This window comes from Burkholderia sp. AU33545 (assembly GCF_020419685.1).
GTDB classification, from domain to species: Bacteria; Pseudomonadota; Gammaproteobacteria; order Burkholderiales; family Burkholderiaceae; genus Burkholderia; species Burkholderia diffusa.
This window is the reverse complement of sequence record NZ_JAIZRQ010000008.1, coordinates 217180-233969: the sequence shown is the minus strand read 5'-3', so window position 1 is coordinate 233969 and position 16790 is coordinate 217180. Positions and strand designations below refer to the sequence as shown.

General features: G+C 67.4%; 14 protein-coding genes. 7 read left to right on the top strand and 7 right to left on the bottom strand.

Annotated elements, in window-relative coordinates:
- Positions 1–199 precede the first annotated feature (199 nt).
- The 3 genes from LGM71_RS26145 to LGM71_RS26135 all read right to left on the bottom strand — a co-directional run bounded on the left by LGM71_RS26145 (position 200) and on the right by LGM71_RS26135 (position 2923).
- Positions 200–1735, bottom strand: a complete 1536-nt coding sequence (locus LGM71_RS26145; RefSeq protein WP_226117351.1) for an FAD-dependent oxidoreductase — start codon at positions 1733–1735, stop codon at positions 200–202.
- 364 nt (positions 1736–2099) lie between these two features.
- Positions 2100–2552, bottom strand: a complete 453-nt coding sequence (locus LGM71_RS26140; protein WP_124901555.1) for a phosphate-starvation-inducible protein PsiE — start codon at positions 2550–2552, stop codon at positions 2100–2102.
- Positions 2549–2923, bottom strand: a complete 375-nt coding sequence (locus tag LGM71_RS26135; RefSeq protein WP_226117350.1) for a LysR family transcriptional regulator — start codon at positions 2921–2923, stop codon at positions 2549–2551. Before LGM71_RS26135 ends, LGM71_RS26140 begins: the two co-directional genes overlap by 4 nt.
- A gap of 416 nt (positions 2924–3339) precedes the next feature.
- On the opposite strand from LGM71_RS26135, the gene LGM71_RS26130 reads away from it, so the two are divergent.
- From LGM71_RS26130 to trpS, 5 genes are all read left to right on the top strand, one after another.
- Entirely contained in the window at positions 3340–4410 is a 1071-nt protein-coding gene (locus LGM71_RS26130) for a Dyp-type peroxidase (RefSeq protein WP_226117348.1), read from the top strand.
- On the top strand, positions 4403–5218 hold the full coding sequence (locus tag LGM71_RS26125) for a family 1 encapsulin nanocompartment shell protein (RefSeq protein ID WP_059605914.1): 816 nt from the start codon (positions 4403–4405) through the stop codon (positions 5216–5218). Before LGM71_RS26130 ends, LGM71_RS26125 begins: the two co-directional genes overlap by 8 nt.
- 399 nt (positions 5219–5617) lie before the next feature.
- A complete protein-coding gene (locus LGM71_RS26120; protein ID WP_226117346.1) occupies positions 5618–7897 on the top strand; it encodes an FdhF/YdeP family oxidoreductase in 2280 nt (759 codons plus the stop codon).
- Between the two features lie 567 nt (positions 7898–8464).
- Positions 8465–8620 (top strand): hypothetical protein, encoded by a 156-nt coding sequence (locus LGM71_RS26115; RefSeq protein WP_170296427.1) that lies wholly within the window; start codon positions 8465–8467, stop codon positions 8618–8620.
- A 208-nt stretch (positions 8621–8828) separates the two neighbouring features.
- Entirely contained in the window at positions 8829–9842 is a 1014-nt protein-coding gene (gene trpS, locus LGM71_RS26110; protein WP_059605907.1) for a tryptophan--tRNA ligase, read from the top strand.
- A gap of 117 nt (positions 9843–9959) precedes the next feature.
- Here the strand turns inward: trpS and LGM71_RS26105 are convergent, their stop codons facing one another.
- The 4 genes from LGM71_RS26105 to LGM71_RS26090 all read right to left on the bottom strand — a co-directional run bounded on the left by LGM71_RS26105 (position 9960) and on the right by LGM71_RS26090 (position 14114).
- Positions 9960–10373: a VOC family protein gene (locus LGM71_RS26105; RefSeq protein WP_226117344.1), complete on the bottom strand. Its 414-nt coding sequence runs from the start codon at positions 10371–10373 to the stop codon at positions 9960–9962.
- Positions 10374–10605: 232 nt separating this feature from the next.
- The gene (locus tag LGM71_RS26100) at positions 10606–11526 is read right to left on the bottom strand and encodes a bestrophin family protein (protein ID WP_226117341.1); all 921 of its coding nucleotides are present in this window, start codon (positions 11524–11526) and stop codon (positions 10606–10608) included.
- Positions 11527–11702: 176 nt separating this feature from the next.
- Positions 11703–12710, bottom strand: coding sequence for a cytochrome d ubiquinol oxidase subunit II (cydB, locus tag LGM71_RS26095; protein WP_226117339.1), 1008 nt, complete (start codon positions 12708–12710; stop codon positions 11703–11705).
- A 3-nt stretch (positions 12711–12713) separates the two neighbouring features.
- Positions 12714–14114 carry a cytochrome ubiquinol oxidase subunit I gene (locus tag LGM71_RS26090; protein WP_059605895.1) on the bottom strand — a complete coding sequence of 467 codons (1401 nt, stop codon included), beginning with the start codon at positions 14112–14114 and terminating at the stop codon, positions 12714–12716.
- 407 nt (positions 14115–14521) lie between these two features.
- Here LGM71_RS26090 and fdhD point away from each other — a divergent pair, with 407 nt between their 5' ends.
- Together fdhD and glp are read left to right on the top strand one after the other, a co-directional pair.
- Positions 14522–15391 (top strand): formate dehydrogenase accessory sulfurtransferase FdhD, encoded by an 870-nt coding sequence (gene fdhD / locus LGM71_RS26085; protein ID WP_226117337.1) that lies wholly within the window; start codon positions 14522–14524, stop codon positions 15389–15391.
- On the top strand, positions 15391–16605 hold the full coding sequence (gene glp / locus LGM71_RS26080) for a gephyrin-like molybdotransferase Glp (RefSeq protein ID WP_226117335.1): 1215 nt from the start codon (positions 15391–15393) through the stop codon (positions 16603–16605). Before fdhD ends, glp begins: the two co-directional genes overlap by 1 nt.
- Positions 16606–16790: the final 185 nt, after the last annotated feature.

The window sequence follows — 16790 nt, the reverse complement described above, 5'->3', positions numbered from 1 at the left end:
TGCACGTCGAACGCGCGATACGCGTCGATTGCGTTCGGGAACCGCGTCGCGAACACCTCGATGGAGCAGCCGAAGTCGCGGTTTATCTGCTCATGTCCGGTTCGGCCATCTCCGCGCATGTCGCGACGATGCAACAACCGTTGCATACGCAACATCTTGACCGGAGCGTGCACCGCTCAACGCACAGTCGGCAGCCTGCTCACGCGTGCGTCGCGCCTTGCTGCTCGAGCGCCGCTTCCGCGCGCAGGCAGTCAAGATCGCGGCCGATCGTCGCGACCGCGAGCCGCTTGTCGCCGCGCCAGTACGTCACCGAACCGTCATGCGCGCGCAGATCGCCGTCGATCTCGACGCGATCCCATTGCTCCGCGTGGCCGACATAGCGTACCGTCAGGTCGTAGTGCTGGCTCCAGAAGAACGGCACCGCGTCGAATGGCTGCTCCCGGCCGAGCATGTTGCGCGCCGCGGCGATTCCCTGTCGCTCCGCGACGACCCAGTGCTCGACGCGAATGCGTTCGCCCGTCAGCGGATCGGGCCAGCGCGCGATGTCGCCGGCCGCGTAGATGTCCGGCGCGCTCGTCTTCAGTAAACGGTCGACCGTCACGCCCCGATCGACGAGCAACCCCGCGTCTTGCGCGAGCGCGACGTTCGGATGCACGCCGATGCCGACCAGCACGACGTCCGCCGGCAGCACATCGCCGTTCGACAGCGTTACGTGATCCTGCGCGATCTGCGTGGGCGTCGCGCCAAGATGGAACGCCACGCCGTGCGACTCGTGCAGCGCGCGGATCGTGTCGCCGAGCGCGTCGCCGAGCACGCGCGCCATCGGCCGTGCATCGGGCGCGACCACCGCTACGTCGAGCCCGCGCGTGCGCAGCGCGGCGGCCGCTTCGAGGCCGATGAAGCTCGCGCCGACCACGACGCAGCGACGCGCGGCCTTCAGCTTGCCGATCAGCGCATCGCAATCGGCGCGCGAGCGCAGCACGCACACGTGCGGAAGATCGGCGCCCGGTATGGTCAGGCGGTTCGGCTCGGCGCCGGTGGCGAGCAGCAGCGCACCGTAGCCGACACGGCTGCCGTCCGCGAGCTCGACCGCGTGTTGCGCGGGGTCGATCCGCGCGACGCGCGTGCCGCAGCGCACGTCGATGCGCTGGTCGGTATAGAACGACGCCCCGAGCAGTGGCAGCCAGTCGGCTTCGGCCGTGCCGGCCAGATAGTCCTTCGACAGGTTCGGTCGATCGTACGGCGGCTCGCTGTCCGCGCTCAGCAGCGTGATCGCGTGCAGGTAGCCTTCCTGCCGCAGCGTCACGGCCGCCGCGATAGCGGCCGCGCCACCGCCGACGATCACCACCGATTCGGGCAATCCGGCCGCGTTCGACACGGGCGGCGACGCGGCAGGCTGCTCGCCGAGTACGACCGCCCGGCCGTCTCGACGTTCGACGCGCCAGCACGTCAGGCCGTCGAGCGCCGGCGCGCGCAGCCGTTCGCCGGTGCGCAGGCAGAACGCAGCGTGATGCCACGGGCAGCGAATCGTGTCGCCGACCAGCAGCCCTTCGGCCAGCGGTGCGCCGTAGTGAGGGCATTGCGCACTCACGGCAAACAGCGCGTCGGCGCGGCGCACCAGCAGCACCGTGGCGTCGCCGACCTGACCCTCGATCATCGCGCCGTCGGCGATGTCATCGAGCGAAATGCCCCGCGCAAGATCGAGGCGTGAAGACGATGCGTCGCTTCCGGACATGGCGCGGCTCCCGGCTGAGGTAACGATCCCATTATCGGCGTCCTTCCTGAAAAGAGCAGGTACGGGCGACCCCGCAGCGCACGCAAACGCGGACCATGGCTCGTATGCGATCCGCGACCGGCATGGAACGTCCGCGACGTTGCGGCGCAACACGCTGGATACGCGTGCGCGGGTGTCCGGCAACCGGAGCAATCCGCATGCCGTGTGCGGCATACGGCCTGGCGAGCGTCCCGAGCGGGTGACCCTTGAACGGCCAATCCGTGCCGGGCACGGCAGGCTTGCCGGCTGTGTCCGTTTCAACGATGACACCGTTATCGATGCGGAATCCTTCGTTCTTCTCCGACAGCGCCGGCCAGGCGCGGCCTTAACGACGCGTGTGCGCGTCCTCCTCGACATCGTCGACTTCCGCCGGAAAGCGGTGCTGACCGAAGCTGAGGATCAGTACGCCCACCGCAAGCAGCACGATCCCGAACGTGGTCATCAGCATTCGCTCGGGGCTGTCGGTGGCGCCGCGCAGGATCAGGTCGCGCGCGAGCGACGTCATCGCGATGAACAGCGGAAAGCGCACCGGCAGCCGGCCGAGTCGCAGGTAGCGCACGTCCATCGCGAGCACTTCGAGATACAGGAACATCAGCAGCAGGTCGGTCAGCGACACCTCACCCGCGAGCACGACTTTCCACGCTTCCTGCGCCATCGCGAACGCGGTCGCGAGGCCGATCACGATCAGCCCGGCCAGCTCGGCCGCATGGAGGAAGTGTCCGAAGCGGCGGCGGATGCGCTCGGCGGCCGTATCGGCGGAAACAGTGGACGTATTCAACGCGATGACTCGTGCAATGGTATAGGTTCCGCGATCGACGCTCCGTCGACACGGTCGATGGTTTCGAGCGGCGGATAGCCCCCGACGGGTAAATCCTGAACGGTTGCGCACGCATCGATCTTGGCGATGGCTTGCGCGACCTCGGACAGCGTTCTTCGGCAGCACGGGTGGAACGCGACGCCAGCATCGGTACACGCCATGGCGTCGCCTGCGCGGTCCGGCAACGACCTGCAGCCGGGATCCCGTTCGAGGCAATCGAGCCGCGCGTTCACCGCCGCGTCGCCGCGTTTCAGGTCGGACGCCGCGCCGGACGCCCCGCCATACGCGACCACCGCGACTAAAACCGGCATCGCTTCCAGCAGGTTCATCATGACGGTCCTCGTCGGTGGGCGGAGCGAACCTAATCTACTGCACGCGCCACACCCGCTCAAGAGCACAGCGCCGCGCGCTTCAGGAGTACAGCCGCGCGCCCGCGACGCGAAAACGGACTCCGATCAATCCATTCGAATCACAGATTGCCGATACGTGTTCCAAAGACCCGCCGAAGCTGCTAGATTGCAGGCTCGACGACGTTACGCGGTGCGGCGAGGTCATGCGCCGGGCGAACGCGCGGCCATCCTGCCTGCCTCCCCTTGCGCGCCCGGGCGGCAGGCCGCCGCTGCCACGGCCCGTTGCGCGATGCCCGCGCAACGTCCTTCATCCGCATGTCACAAAGAGAACAGTCGCATGACACAGTCCAACCGTGCGTCTTCGCGCGCCGCGGCGTCCGCGGCCCGTCCGTCCCGACATGACTGACCGGCAGGCCGCGATGCAAACCCTTCCCCCGCTCTCCCAGGCCGTTCACAGTCCGATCACGCGCAGCGCGATCTTCCTCGTCGCAACCGTCAACCCGGGCGCCGACCGAGCCGACACGATCCGCGCGTGGTGCGGCGACATCGCCGCGCTCGTGCGCTCGGTCGGCAAGCGCGTGCCGGGCGGCAACCTGTCCTGCGTGTGCGGCTTCGGCGCCGACGCATGGGATGCGCTGTTCGGCGATCCGCGCCCCGCGTCGCTGCATCCGTTCCGCGAATTCGGCGCCGGCCAGCGTGTCGCGGTCGCGACGCCGGGCGACATCCTGCTGCACATCCGCGCCGAGGCGATGGACCTGTGCTTCGAGCTCGCAACTCAATTGCTCGGCGCGCTGGGCGACGCAGTCACGGTCGTCGACGAGGTGCACGGCTTCCGCAACTTCGACCAGCGCGCGATGATCGGTTTCGTCGACGGCACCGAGAACCCGGAAGGCCGCGAGGCGGTCGACTTCACGGTCATCGGCAACGAGGATCCGGCATTCGCGGGCGGCAGCTACGTGATCGTGCAGAAGTACCTGCACGACATGGCCGGCTGGAACGCGCTCGCGGTCGAGACGCAGGAGCGCATCATCGGGCGCACCAAACTGTCCGACATCGAGCTCGCGCCGGACGTGAAACCGTCGTGCTCGCACAGCTCGCTGACCACCCTCGACGAAGGCGGCAAGGAAGTGAAGATCCTGCGCGACAACATGCCGTTCGGGCGCCCCGGCTTCGGCGAATTCGGCACCTATTTCATCGGCTACGCGCGCTCGCCGGCGCCGATCGAGCAGATGCTCGAGAATATGTTCGTCGGCCGCCCGCCCGGCAACTACGACCGGCTGCTCGACTACAGCCGCGCAGTCACCGGCTCGCTGTTTTTCGTGCCGTCGGCCGACCTGCTCGAAGCGCTCGCCGATCGCGCCGCACCGGCCGACGCCACCGCCGCGCCGCCGGCCCCCACCTCGCCCGAGTCGCGTCGTGACGGCTCGCTGAACATCGGATCGCTGAAAGGAGCCAAAGCCCATGAATAACCTGCACCGCGAACTCGCGCCGGTTTCCTCGTCCGCCTGGGAGCAGATCGAGGAGGAAGTGGCACGTACCTTCAAGCGCTCGGTGGCCGGGCGCCGCGTGGTCGACGTCGAGGGCCCTGCCGGCCCTGAGCTGTCGGCCGTCGGCACCGGGCATCTGCGCGAGGTCGCCGCACCGCGCGAGCAGGTGAACGCGCGGCTGCGCGAAGTGCGCACGATCGTCGAGCTGACGGTGCCGTTCGAATTGAGCCGCGATGCGATCGACAGCGTCGAGCGCGGTGCGCGCGACGCCGACTGGCAGCCGGCGAAGGACGCCGCGCAACAACTCGCATTCGCGGAAGACGGCGCAATCTTCGACGGCTATCTCGCCGCGGACATCGTCGGCATCCGCGAAGGCACGTCGAACCGCAAGCTCACGCTGCCGGCCGATGTCAGCGCGTACCCGGACGCGATCAGCGACGCGCTGGAAGCGCTTCGGCTCGCCGGCGTCGACGGCCCGTACTCGGTCGTGCTCGGCTCGGACGCCTACACGGCGCTGAGCGAAGCGCGCGACCAGGGCTACCCGGTCCTCGGCCACATCAAGCGCATCGTCAGCGGCGAGATCATCTGGGCGCCGGCGATCAGCGGCGGCTGCGTGCTGTCCACCCGCGGCGGCGACTATGAACTGCACCTCGGCGAAGACGTGTCGATCGGCTACACGAGCCACACCGACAAGGTTGTTCGCCTGTACCTGCGCGAAACGTTCACGTTCCTGATGCTGACGAGCGAGGCATCGGTGGCCGTGGCGCCGCAGGGCAACGCGGCGACCTGACGTCCCGCCCGCGCGTGATGCCTGCCGGGCATCGCGTGCGCCTCTTCCCGTTCAACACGTGCCGCGCCAGACGCGCCACTGTCGCACCGCGCTTCGCGCGCGTCGCACGCCGCCACCTTTCCGTGTCCCGCACGCGGCACCCGCATGCGCGCTCGTCTGTACTCCTTGCGTCTCCCGAGCACACGCATGTGAGGGTGCAATTCCCGGCCGGGCCGATGCCGAACTGTGTCTTGGAGGCCATGGGCCGATTCGCTATTTTGATGGATGCGCACTGACACTCGACGGGCCCGGATGCACGGGCGCGCATGACCGGCTCCGTTCGCCGGACGGAGCCGCCTCACGCCGCGACGCGGCGCAACCCGAGCCACCCCGCAGCGGGTCCGGCTCATGGAGATTCACATGACAAATCGACGCGAGGTGCCAGGCATCAGGAAGTACGATGGGCCCGCTGGCGGTTGGGGCGCGCTTCGCGCGACTGCCGAGGCCGTGCGCACGCAGATGGAAACCATCGAAGCGCCGATCGTGCTGATGCGGACCAACCAGCCCGACGGTTTCGACTGCCCCGGCTGTGCATGGCCCGACAAGGAACACAAGTCGACGTTCCAGTTCTGCGAGAACGGCGCGAAGGCTGTCACGTGGGAAGCGACGACCAAACGCGTGACCCCCGAGTTCTTCGCGGCGAACACGGTATCGTCGCTGCTGCGGATGTCCGACTACGAGCTGGAGAACATGGGCCGGCTCACGCATCCGCTCGTCTACGATCGCGCGACCGACACGTTCCGCGCGGTCGAATGGGATGACGCATTCGCGCGCATCGGCGAGGTGCTGCGCGCGCTGCCACCCGAGCAAGTCGAGTTCTATACGTCGGGCCGCGCGTCGAACGAAGCCGCGTACCTGTATCAGCTCTTCGCGCGCGAGGTCGGCACCAACAACTTCCCCGACTGCTCGAACATGTGCCACGAGCCGACCAGCGTCGGCCTGCCGCAGTCGATCGGGATCGGCAAGGGCACGGTGTCCCTGGAGGACTTCGACCATTGCGAGCTGATCATCTCGATCGGCCACAACCCCGGCACGAACCACCCGCGGATGATGGGCACGCTGCACGAGTGCTCGCGCCGCAACGTGCCGATCATCGTGTTCAATCCGCTGCGCGAGCGCGCGCTCGAACGCTTCGCGGATCCGCAGGACATGATCGAGATGGCGTCGTTCGGCTCGACGCGCATCGCATCGACGTACTACCAGGTCGACGCGGGCGGCGACGCGGCCGCGCTGAAAGGCATCATGAAGGCGCTGCTGCAGCTCGAGGCCGAGCGCGGCGACGTGCTCGACCGCGACTTCATCGCGCAGCACACCGACGGCTTCGACGCGTTTTCCACCGACCTGCAGGCGACGTCGTGGGACGACATCGAGCGCGCGAGCGGCCTGAGCCAGGCGCAGCTCGAGCAGGTCGCGCTCGCCTATGCGAAGTCGAACGCGACGATCGTCACGTACGGGATGGGCGTCACGCAGCACAACAAGGGCACCGCGACCGTGCGCCTGATCGCCGACCTGCTGCTGATGCGCGGCAACTTCGGCAAGCCCGGTGCGGGCATATGCCCGCTGCGCGGCCACTCCAACGTGCAGGGCAACCGCACGGTCGGCATCACCGAGAAGCCGTCGGCCGAGTTCCTGCAAAAGATCGAGGACGTGTGCGGCTTCAAGCCGCCCGCGCATCACGGGCACGACGCGGTGCAGGCGATGCAGGCGATGATCGACGGCCAGGCCAAGGCGCTGCTGTGCCTCGGCGGCAACTTCGCGGTCGCGCTACCCGACCCCGAGCTGTCGTTCCCCGCGATGGCGAAGCTCGATCTGAGCGTGCATCTCGGCACGAAGCTGAACCGCTCGCATCTTCTGGTGGCAAAGGAAACCTACATCCTGCCCGTGCTCGGCCGCACCGAGCTCGACATGCAGGCGAGCGGCCGGCAGTCGATCACCGTCGAGGATTCGATGTCGATGGTCCATGCGTCGGCCGGCAAGCTCAAGCCGGCGTCCGACCAGTTGCGCTCGGAGCCCGCGATCGTCGCGGGGATCGCGCACGCGACGCTGCCGAACAGCAAGGTCGCGTGGCTCGACCTGATTGCCGACTACGACCGCATCCGCGACCTGATCGACAAGACGGTGCCCGGCTTCGAGGCGTTCAACGAGCGGATCCGCGCGCCGGGCGGCTTCCGCCTGCCGCTGCCGCCCACCGAGCGCGTGTGGCCCACGCCGACCGGCAAGGCGATGTTTTCGGTCTACAAGGGCGTTAAGGAAGACGCCGACGTGCTCGGCGCCGAGCAGGTGCTGCGGCTGATCACGCTGCGCAGCCACGACCAGTACAACACGACGATCTACGGGCTCGACGACCGCTATCGCGGCGTGTTCGGGCGGCGCGACGTGCTGTTCATGAACGCGACCGATCTCGCGAAGTACGGGCTCGAACACGGCGACCTCGTCGACATCGAGACGATCACCGCATCCGGCCGCACGCTGCGCCTCGAGCAGATCACGGCGATCGAGTACGACATCGCGCCGGGGTCGGTCGGCGCGTATTACCCGGAAGCGAACGTGCTCGTGCCGCTCGACTACATCGACAAGGAAAGCGGCACGCCGTCGTACAAGTCGGTGCCGGTGCGGGTCGCACGTTCCGCTGTCGTGTAATCCGCGGGCGGGCAGGTTCGCGACGTACGGCACGCCACGAACCTGAATCTGCCCGCCGCCGCTCGTCACCCTCTCCCCGGCCGCCGCATTGCATCCGATGCGGCGGCCGCTCCCTTTCATCGCGTCGAACGATCCGCTTATCGCACCGCCGACGACGGCAGTTGCGCACCCGTCTGACGAGGCAGCCCGGTCCTTGATGCAATCGGCCGACGGATACCTTACGATCGTCGGGCAGGAAAAATTGCATCGCTGCATCTGGACGACGACAGCCCGGGCTGGCAGCCGTCTCGACGACTCGACGCTGCCCTTGCGGCCCCTGTCCCGACAATTCTTGACCTTGTCCACACCGCCGAACTGGTAGGATGCCCGTCGCCTGGGCGTGGACGGCAGCCAAACGACGTTCAACCGTCCCTTTTTTATGCCCGCGATCGGCCAGCCCGGCCGCCCGCCCAGACGACACGGTGCCCCAAACGCACCCAGCCCCCGTTGAAGCCCGCAACACCCCGGCGTCGCTCCACGCGACCCGGTGCAGCAACCGTTGGAGTGGCGCACGTCGCGCCTGCAAGCATGAAGAAACTGAAGCAGCACATCCGCACCCTGAACGACATGGACCGCACGCCGCTGGCACGCGCCGGCGCGCTGCTGCTGATGGCCGGCCTGCTGTACCTGCTGTGGCCGTCGGCAGAAACCGCCTATCTCGCGATGGAGTCGGTCCTGCGCTGACGCAACGCCCATCCCCGCACTACGCTATACTCGCGCAATGCAAACCAAACCTGCCTCGCCGAACGTGCATCGCTGGTGGCGCGCCTGACCCAGGCGGCCCGTTTCCTTTTGCATGTCCCGAACGTGATGCCGCCAGCCATGGCGGCATTGTCGTTTCTGCGCTCACGTCATGGCTGGTGGCTTCGATAATCCGGAGCCAATTCACACCATGACGCACCCGACCCAACCGACCATCCTCACCGGCGACCGCACGACCGGCCCGCTGCATCTCGGCCATTACATCGGCTCGCTGCGCGCACGCGTGCAGATGCAGCACGAGGCGACGCAGTTCCTGCTGCTCGCCGACACGCAGGCGCTGACCGACAACATGGGCCGCCGCCAGCGCGTCACCGAGAACGTGATCGAGGTCGCGCTCGACTACCTGGCCGTCGGCATCGATCCGGCGATCTCGACGATCGTCGTCCAGTCGCAGGTGCCCGAGCTCGCCGAGCTGTCGCAATACCTGCTCAACCTCGTGACGGTCGCGCGCCTCGAGCGCAATCCGACCATCAAGGAAGAGATCCGCCTGCGCGGCTTCGAGCGCGACATCCCGGCCGGCTTCCTGACTTATCCCGTCAGCCAGGCGGCCGACATCACCGCGTTCAAGGCGACACACGTGCCGGTCGGCGACGACCAGCTGCCGATGATCGAGCAGACCAACGAACTCGTGCGCCGCTTCAACGCGACGGTCGACAAGCCCGTGCTGGTGGAATGCGAGGCCGTGCTGTCGGCGGTCACGCGGCTGCCGGGCATCGACGGCAAGGCGAAGATGAGCAAGTCGCTCGGCAACGCGATCACGCTCGGCTCGACGCCCGACGAGATCGCGCAGGCCGTGAAGGACATGTACACGGACCCGAACCACCTGCGCGTGAGCGATCCCGGCCAGGTCGAAGGCAACGTCGTGTTCACGTTCCTCGACGCGTTCGAGCCCGACGTGCAGAAAGTCGACGAACTGAAGGCGCACTATCGCCGTGGCGGACTCGGCGACAGCGTCGTCAAGCGCGTGCTGAACGAGCGGCTGCAGGCGCTGATCGAGCCGATCCGTGCGCGTCGTCGCGAATTCGAGGCGGACAAGGCGGAGGTGATGGCGATCCTGAAGCGCGGCACGATGCATGCGCGCGAGGTGGCCGGCGCGACGCTGGCCGAGGTGAAGGGCGCGATGGGGCTGACGTACTTCGATTGAGCCACGCGCGGCAAACGCGACCGGGCGGCGAGGCGCGGCGGCATGCCGGCGCGGCGCTCGTCAGCTACCCAACGGCACAACGCCGTGCCGTTGGCAATCAGTTGTCGGCGCGCGCGGTCACGGCCGCTCGTGGGCCGATGGCGCAGCGTGGCATACCGCCTCGATCCGGTTGCCGGCCGGATCGACGACAAAGGCCGCATAGTAGTCGGCGTGATAGTGCGGCCTCAAGCCGGGGTCGCCGTCGGGCCGCCCGCCCGCCGACAGCGCTGCCTCGAAAAATGCATGCACCTGCTCGCGGGAAGCCGCCTTGAAGCACCAGTGTCGCTTGCTCGCCCCGACTTCGGCGGGGTCCAGATAAATCGCCAGGAAGGTCGATGCAGTGTCGGTGGCACTGCAACGTTCGCCGTAACCGAGCGCGGTACCGCGGTCATAAACCCTGGTCGCGCCCAGCGCGGCCATGACACCGTCGTAGAAAGGGCGTGCCTGGTCGATATCCGGAACGCCGATGGACACGTGGTCGAGAAGGTGCATTGTTGGCTCCATTGAACGAGCACGAGTCTACACAAACTTCCTAAGTCCACTCCGCCAATGTCGCGCCGGCGCGATCGTTTCGCCGTCATCAGCGCGCACGCCACCTCACGCCGTCATGACGCCCCGGAAAATGATCGACCGGTTCGAGATCATCGACGAAGATGCACGTCACGTAGATGCGCATGTGAAGTGCTTCCGATCGTGCGTGCCACTGCGCGCGTCGCGGTGCCGCTCATGTGATCTGATACGTCGACGCCGGCACGAACTCCTCCGGCATCGCGCGATCGCCCAGCTCGAGCACCGACCGCTCGATCGTACGCGCCATCGCATCGAGCGCCAGCGCGTTCGGTGCGAGGCCGAACGGCTCCGCTACCTCGTTTGCGATCGCTTCGAGCGCGATCAGCGTGTACGAGATGAATACGCAAATGAGCGGCGTAAAGAATTCCGTCGAATCGACGAGGCCGAACGGCAGCAGCACGCAATAAGCATAGACGGTGCGATGCAGCAGCACGCTGTACGAAAACGGGATCGGAGTCGTCAGGATCCGCTCGCAGCCGCCCACCGCCTTGCCCAACTCGGCCAGTTGCGCATCGAACATCCAGCACGTTGCTTCGCTGCCTGGCGCGCGGCCCAGCGCGCGGACGATTCCGCCGCGCAGGTCATCGAGAATCGCGACCGGCTGATAGCACTTGTGCGCGAACAAGGCGGCGCGCTCGGCGCCAAGGATGCGCTGCAGGTCCTGCGCCGGATCGGTATGACGCAGCTGATGCTTCAAGGCATACGTGAACGCGATCAGCAGATCGGCGAGCCGGTTGCGCTCCGCGTCGCCGACGCTGTCGGGCAGGTAGCGCCGCAGCTGCGACGTGACGGTGCGCGCCGCGATCAGCAGGTTGCCCCACAAAAGCCGCGCCTCCTTGAAGCGCTCGAAGCTCGCGTTGTTGCGAAACGCGAGGAAGATCGCGAGTGCCAGCCCGAATAGCGTGAACGGCGCGGTGTTCAGCGGAATCTTCTCGCCGAAGATGCGCCCGTTCGTGAAGACCGCCAGCGTGCTGACGATCGCCATGAACACGAGTTGCGGTATGATCGACTGCAGCACGGAGCCGTTCCATACGAACAGCATCCTGAGCCAGTTTTGTCGTGGTCTGACGATCATGGTGTTGTCTCGACTGCCGATGAAATACGCAATGCGAATCACCGTCGCCCGATGTGCAGCGGCCCGCGCGTGGCGGGCCGCTGTCCGGTCGATACCGGGCCGGGTGACGCGATTCACCGCGCTTGCGCGTGATGATACGCCCGCGCACACCCTGCCCCGTCACCGGAGCGCGCCGGTCAGTGATAGCCGGCGTCACCCTCGCGAACCTTGCCGCGGAACACGCGGTACTGCATCGCGTTGTACACGAGGATGACCGGCAGCACGATCACGGTGCCGACGAGCGCGAACAGCTGGCTCGAATGGCTCGACGACGCGTCCCAGATCGTCAGCGACGGCGGCACGATGTTCGGCCAGATGCTGATCACGAGCCCGGTGTAGCCGAGGAACACGAGCGCGAGCGTCAGCAGGAACGGCGTCGCCTCGTGCTCGCGCTTGACCGTGTGGAAGATGCCCCACACGCACGCGACAACGAGGATCGGCACCGGCAGGAACCAGCCGAGGTTGCCGCTGCCGAACCAGCGATGCGCGACGGCCGGCAGCCCGATCACGGTCCACAGGCTGACAACGCCCATCACCGCGAGCAGCACGCCCGTGAGCGGCTTCATCAGCATGCGCATCTTGCGCTGCAGCTCACCGTCGACTTTCAGGATCAGCCAGCCGCAGCCGAGCGCCGCATAGGTGACTAGCACGCCGATCCCGCAGAACAGGCTGAACGGCGACAGCCAGTCGAACGGCCCGCCCGCGAACTGGTTGTTCTCGATCTTGATGCCCTGCAGCAGCGAACCGAGCACGATCCCCTGGCAGAGCGCCGCGAGCGCGGAGCCGCCGATGAATGCGAGATCCCACATGTGTTGCGTGCGGGTCGCCTTGGCGCGCAGCTCGAACGCCGCGCCGCGGAAGATCAGCCCGACCAGCATCAGCACCAGCGGCAGGTAATTCGCCGGCAGCAGCGTCGAATACACGACCGGGAACGCGCCGTACAGGCCCGCGCCGCCGAGCACGAGAAAGGTCTCGTTGCCGTCCCATACCGGCGCGACGGTATTCAGCATGACTTCGCGTTCGGCCTTCGCGTCGAAGAACGGAAACAGCAGGCCGATGCCGAGGTCGAAGCCGTCGAGCATCACGTAGATGAACACGCCGAGGCCGATGATCGCGGCCCACACGACAGGAAGATCGATGTGCATGGCTTACTCCGCTTCGGTGACGTTCAGCGGCGTGGACAGCGCGCTCTTGCGCAGCCCCGGATGCCGGTGCAGCTCGATGTATCCGGCCTCGGCGGCCGGCCCGCGCTTCATCAGTTTCATCATGTAGTAGATACCCGTCCCGAACACCAGGAAATACACGACCACGAAGATCAGCAGCGACACGCCGACCTGCTGCGCGCTGAGCGGCGCGACCGAATCGACGGTGCGCAGCACGCCGTACACGGTCCACGGCTGCCGCCCGACCTCGGTCGTGATCCAGCCGGCCAGCAGCGCGACGATACCCGACGGCCCCATGCCCACCACGAACCACTGGAACCAGCGCGTTTCATACAGGCGCCCGCCCTTTCTCAGCAGCAGCCCGAGCAGCGCGGTCAGCAGCATCAGCATCCCGAGGCCCGCCATGATCCGGAACGTCCAGAACACGATTGGCGAATACGGGCGGTCCTGCGGCGGGAATTCCTTCAGCCCGCGGATTTCGCCATCCCAGCTGTGCGTCAGGATCAGGCTGCCGAGGTGCGGCACCTGGATCGAATAGCGCGTGGTTTCGGCCTGCATGTCGGGCAGCCCGACGAGGTTCAGCGCGGTGCCGCCCTTCTCGGTTTCCCACAGCCCTTCGATCGCCGCGATCTTCGCCGGCTGGTATTCGCGTGTGTTCAACCCGTGCGCATCGCCGGCGACGATCTGGATCGGTGCGAGCAGCAGCAGCATCCACAGCGCCATCGAGAAGCTGCGCTTCACGGGCTCGTCGCGGCGCCCCTTCAGCAGGTGCCACGCGCCGCACGCGGCGACGATGAAGCCCGCGACGATGAACGCCGCGATCGTCATGTGCACGAGACGGTACGGGAACGACGGATTGAAGACGACCTTGAACCAGTCGACCGGCACGACGAGACCGTTCTCGATCTTGTAGCCCTGCGGCGTCTGCATGAAGCTGTTCGACGCCAGGATCCAGAACGTGGAGATCAGTGTGCCGACCGCGACCATCAGCGTCGCGAAGAAATGGGCGCGCGGGCTCACGCGCTGCCAGCCGAACAGCATCACGCCGAGAAAGCCGGCTTCGAGGAAGAACGCCGTCAGCACTTCATACGTGAGCAGCGGGCCCGTGATGTTGCCGGCGACGCGCGAGAAGCCCGCCCAGTTCGTGCCGAACTCGTACGCCATCACGACGCCGGAGACGACGCCCATCCCGAAGCCGATCGCGAAGATCTTCGACCAGAACTGGAACATGGATTTGTAGGCGGCATCGCCGGTGACGAGATAGCGCCATTCCAGCACCGCGAGAAAGCTCGCCATGCCGATGCTGATCGCCGGAAACACGATGTGGAAAGACACCGTGAACGCGAATTGCAATCGGGCGAGATGGAACGCATCGAAGATTTCCATGACCGTAATGTGCTCGTGGTTGTGAGAACGTCAGCTCGAAGCAGGAAGTCGCGCGACGGCTTCGCGACGGCACGTGCAAGCGTGGACGGATCGCGAGGCACGGCAACGAAGCGTGAATGACGATATCGCGTTTCCGACGATACTCGCAATCGCGCGAACGTGCGCTGAAACTGTGCTTTCCCCTGGGCCGAAGATGTGTGTACGGAAAACCCGTTGCGGGGCCGCGAGGCCCTCAGCTGTACTGCTTTCCGCACCGCGACGCTGTGCATCCGCCGCACGGCCGAACGCCCGTACCATCGACTCGTAGCCTGCCGGTGGCGAGCCGGCGCGACACCGCGCACCACCCCGGCATAATTCGCGCCCATCGCTCGGCGCACGCGCCGAGCGATCTCCCAGGAGAAAACAGCATGGAGCCCAACGACAGCCCCGACGATCCGGCCGGGAGCTGCGCGTGTCACGTGACGCGTCATCGTGCCGGCGAATCATGGGACACCGTCGATCGCGTCGTCGACGAAACGCCGGTTGCACTCGTGTTCAACGGCATCGCACACGCGGTGATGATGGCGACGCCGATCGACCTCGACGCGTTCGGCCTCGGCTTCGCGCTGAGCGAAGGGATCGTCGAGCGCGCGTCGGACGTCTTCGACATCGAAAGCGAATATCGGCCGACCAGCGCCGAAGTACGGCTGACCGTATCGCAGCAGGCGTTCATGGCGCTGAAGGAACACCGGCGCGCGCTGGCCGGCCGCACCGGCTGCGGTGTCTGCGGGATCGAAAGCATCGCGCAGCTCGACCTCCATCCGCCGCGCATCGCGGCCGCGGGTGCGGCGGCCGGCATCGGTGCCGACGCCGTCGCGCGCGCGGCCCGCGCGTTGCCGCAGCGGCAGCCGCTGATGCGGGCGACCGGCGGCATCCATGCGGCCGCATGGTGCGACAGCGACGGCGCCGTTCAGGAAGTCTTCGAGGACGTCGGCCGCCACAACGCGCTCGACAAGCTGATCGGCTGGCTCGCGCGGCGTCGCGCCCACCTGAGCGCGGGCTTCGTGTTCCTGTCGAGCCGCGCGAGCTACGAGCTCGTGCGCAAGGCGGCGCGCGTCGGCATCCCGATGATCGCGACGATCTCGGCGCCGACGTCGCTCGCGATCGACGTCGCGCGCGAAGCCGGCGTGCGGCTGCTCGGCTTCTGCCGCAACGACGGCTTCGTCGAATACGTGTCGCCCGACGCGCTCCCGCTACCCGAACCAACGCGTGCGCAACCGCATGCGCTCACCGCTTGATGAAACCCCTGACCGATTTCGATACCGCCCAACGGCAGTTCGCCGCCGCGTTCGCGCCGCCGCATGCGGCCGTCTCCATTCCGGTCGAGCAGGCGGCCGGCCACGTGCTCGCCACGCCGCTCTCCGCCGTGCTCGACCAGCCGCCCGCCGACCAGAGCGCGATGGACGGCTATGCGGTCCGTCACGCCGACCTCGAACACGGCGAGCCGCTGCGCGTCGCGCAGCGCTGCTACGCGGGCGACGCGCCGTCGCCGCTGGCACCGGGCACGGCAGCGCGGATCTTTACCGGCAGCCTGATTCCGCCCGGTGCCGACACCGTCGTGATCCAGGAGCACGCGCGCGAGCAGGACGGCGGCGTCACGTTCGACGCACCGCAGCGCAGCGGATCGCATATCCGCCGCCGCGGCGAGGAAGTGCGCGCGGGCGACCTGCTGATGCCTGCCGGCGTGCGGCTCGGCGCGATGCACGTCGGCGTCGCAGCCGCGCAGGGTTGCGCGCGCATCGCCGTGCGGCCGCCGCTGCGGGTCGGCATCCTGACGACCGGCGACGAACTCGTCCCGTGCGGCGAGCCGCGTGCGCCCCGGCAGATCTACAACAGCAACGCGCCGATGCTCGCGGCTCTGGTATCGGGAACCGGTGCCGGCGTCACCGCGAGCGAACACGCCGCCGACACGCCGGCCGCCGTCGATCAGGCACTGCGCGAAATGGCCGCGCGCTGCGATCTGGTTGTCTGCGTCGGCGGCGCATCGGTCGGCGACAAGGACCTGCTGCGCCCCGCGCTGACCGCGCTCGGCGCGTCGTTCGTGGTGTCGGGCGTGCGGATGAAACCGGGCAAGCCCGTCGCGCTCGCGCGGTTCGACGAACGGCCCGTGGTGCTGCTGCCCGGCAATCCGGGCGCGGCGATGATCGCCTTCGCGCTGTTCGTCGCGCCGCTGATCCGCTGTCTGCAGGGACGCGACGACTGCCTGCCGGCCGTACCGTCGCTGCCGATCGACATCGACGCCGAACCGGATGCGCAGCGCGAACGCTTCGTGCGCGTGCGCCGTACCATCGACGCCACCGGCGCGCCCGTCCTCGACACACTGCGGCAGCAAGGCGCCGGCACGCTGCAATCGCTGCTGCAGGCGACCGGGCTCGCACGGCTGCCGGCCGGCCGACGCATCGCACGCGGCGACGCCGTGCCGTATTACGATTTCGGGCACTGGCTCGCATGAGCACGAACATGAGCATGCGGCGGCTCGCCATGCCCACCTTTCGCGCATCCAGAATGACGAACTGTATTCCTGTATTCCAGGCGGGATTGTGTCTCTGCCGATGGAATCCGGCGACCTATCCTCACGATGAGGCTCGTCACGACCCGTACGCCGACACGTCGGCACACGCATGGCCGATCGGCGAC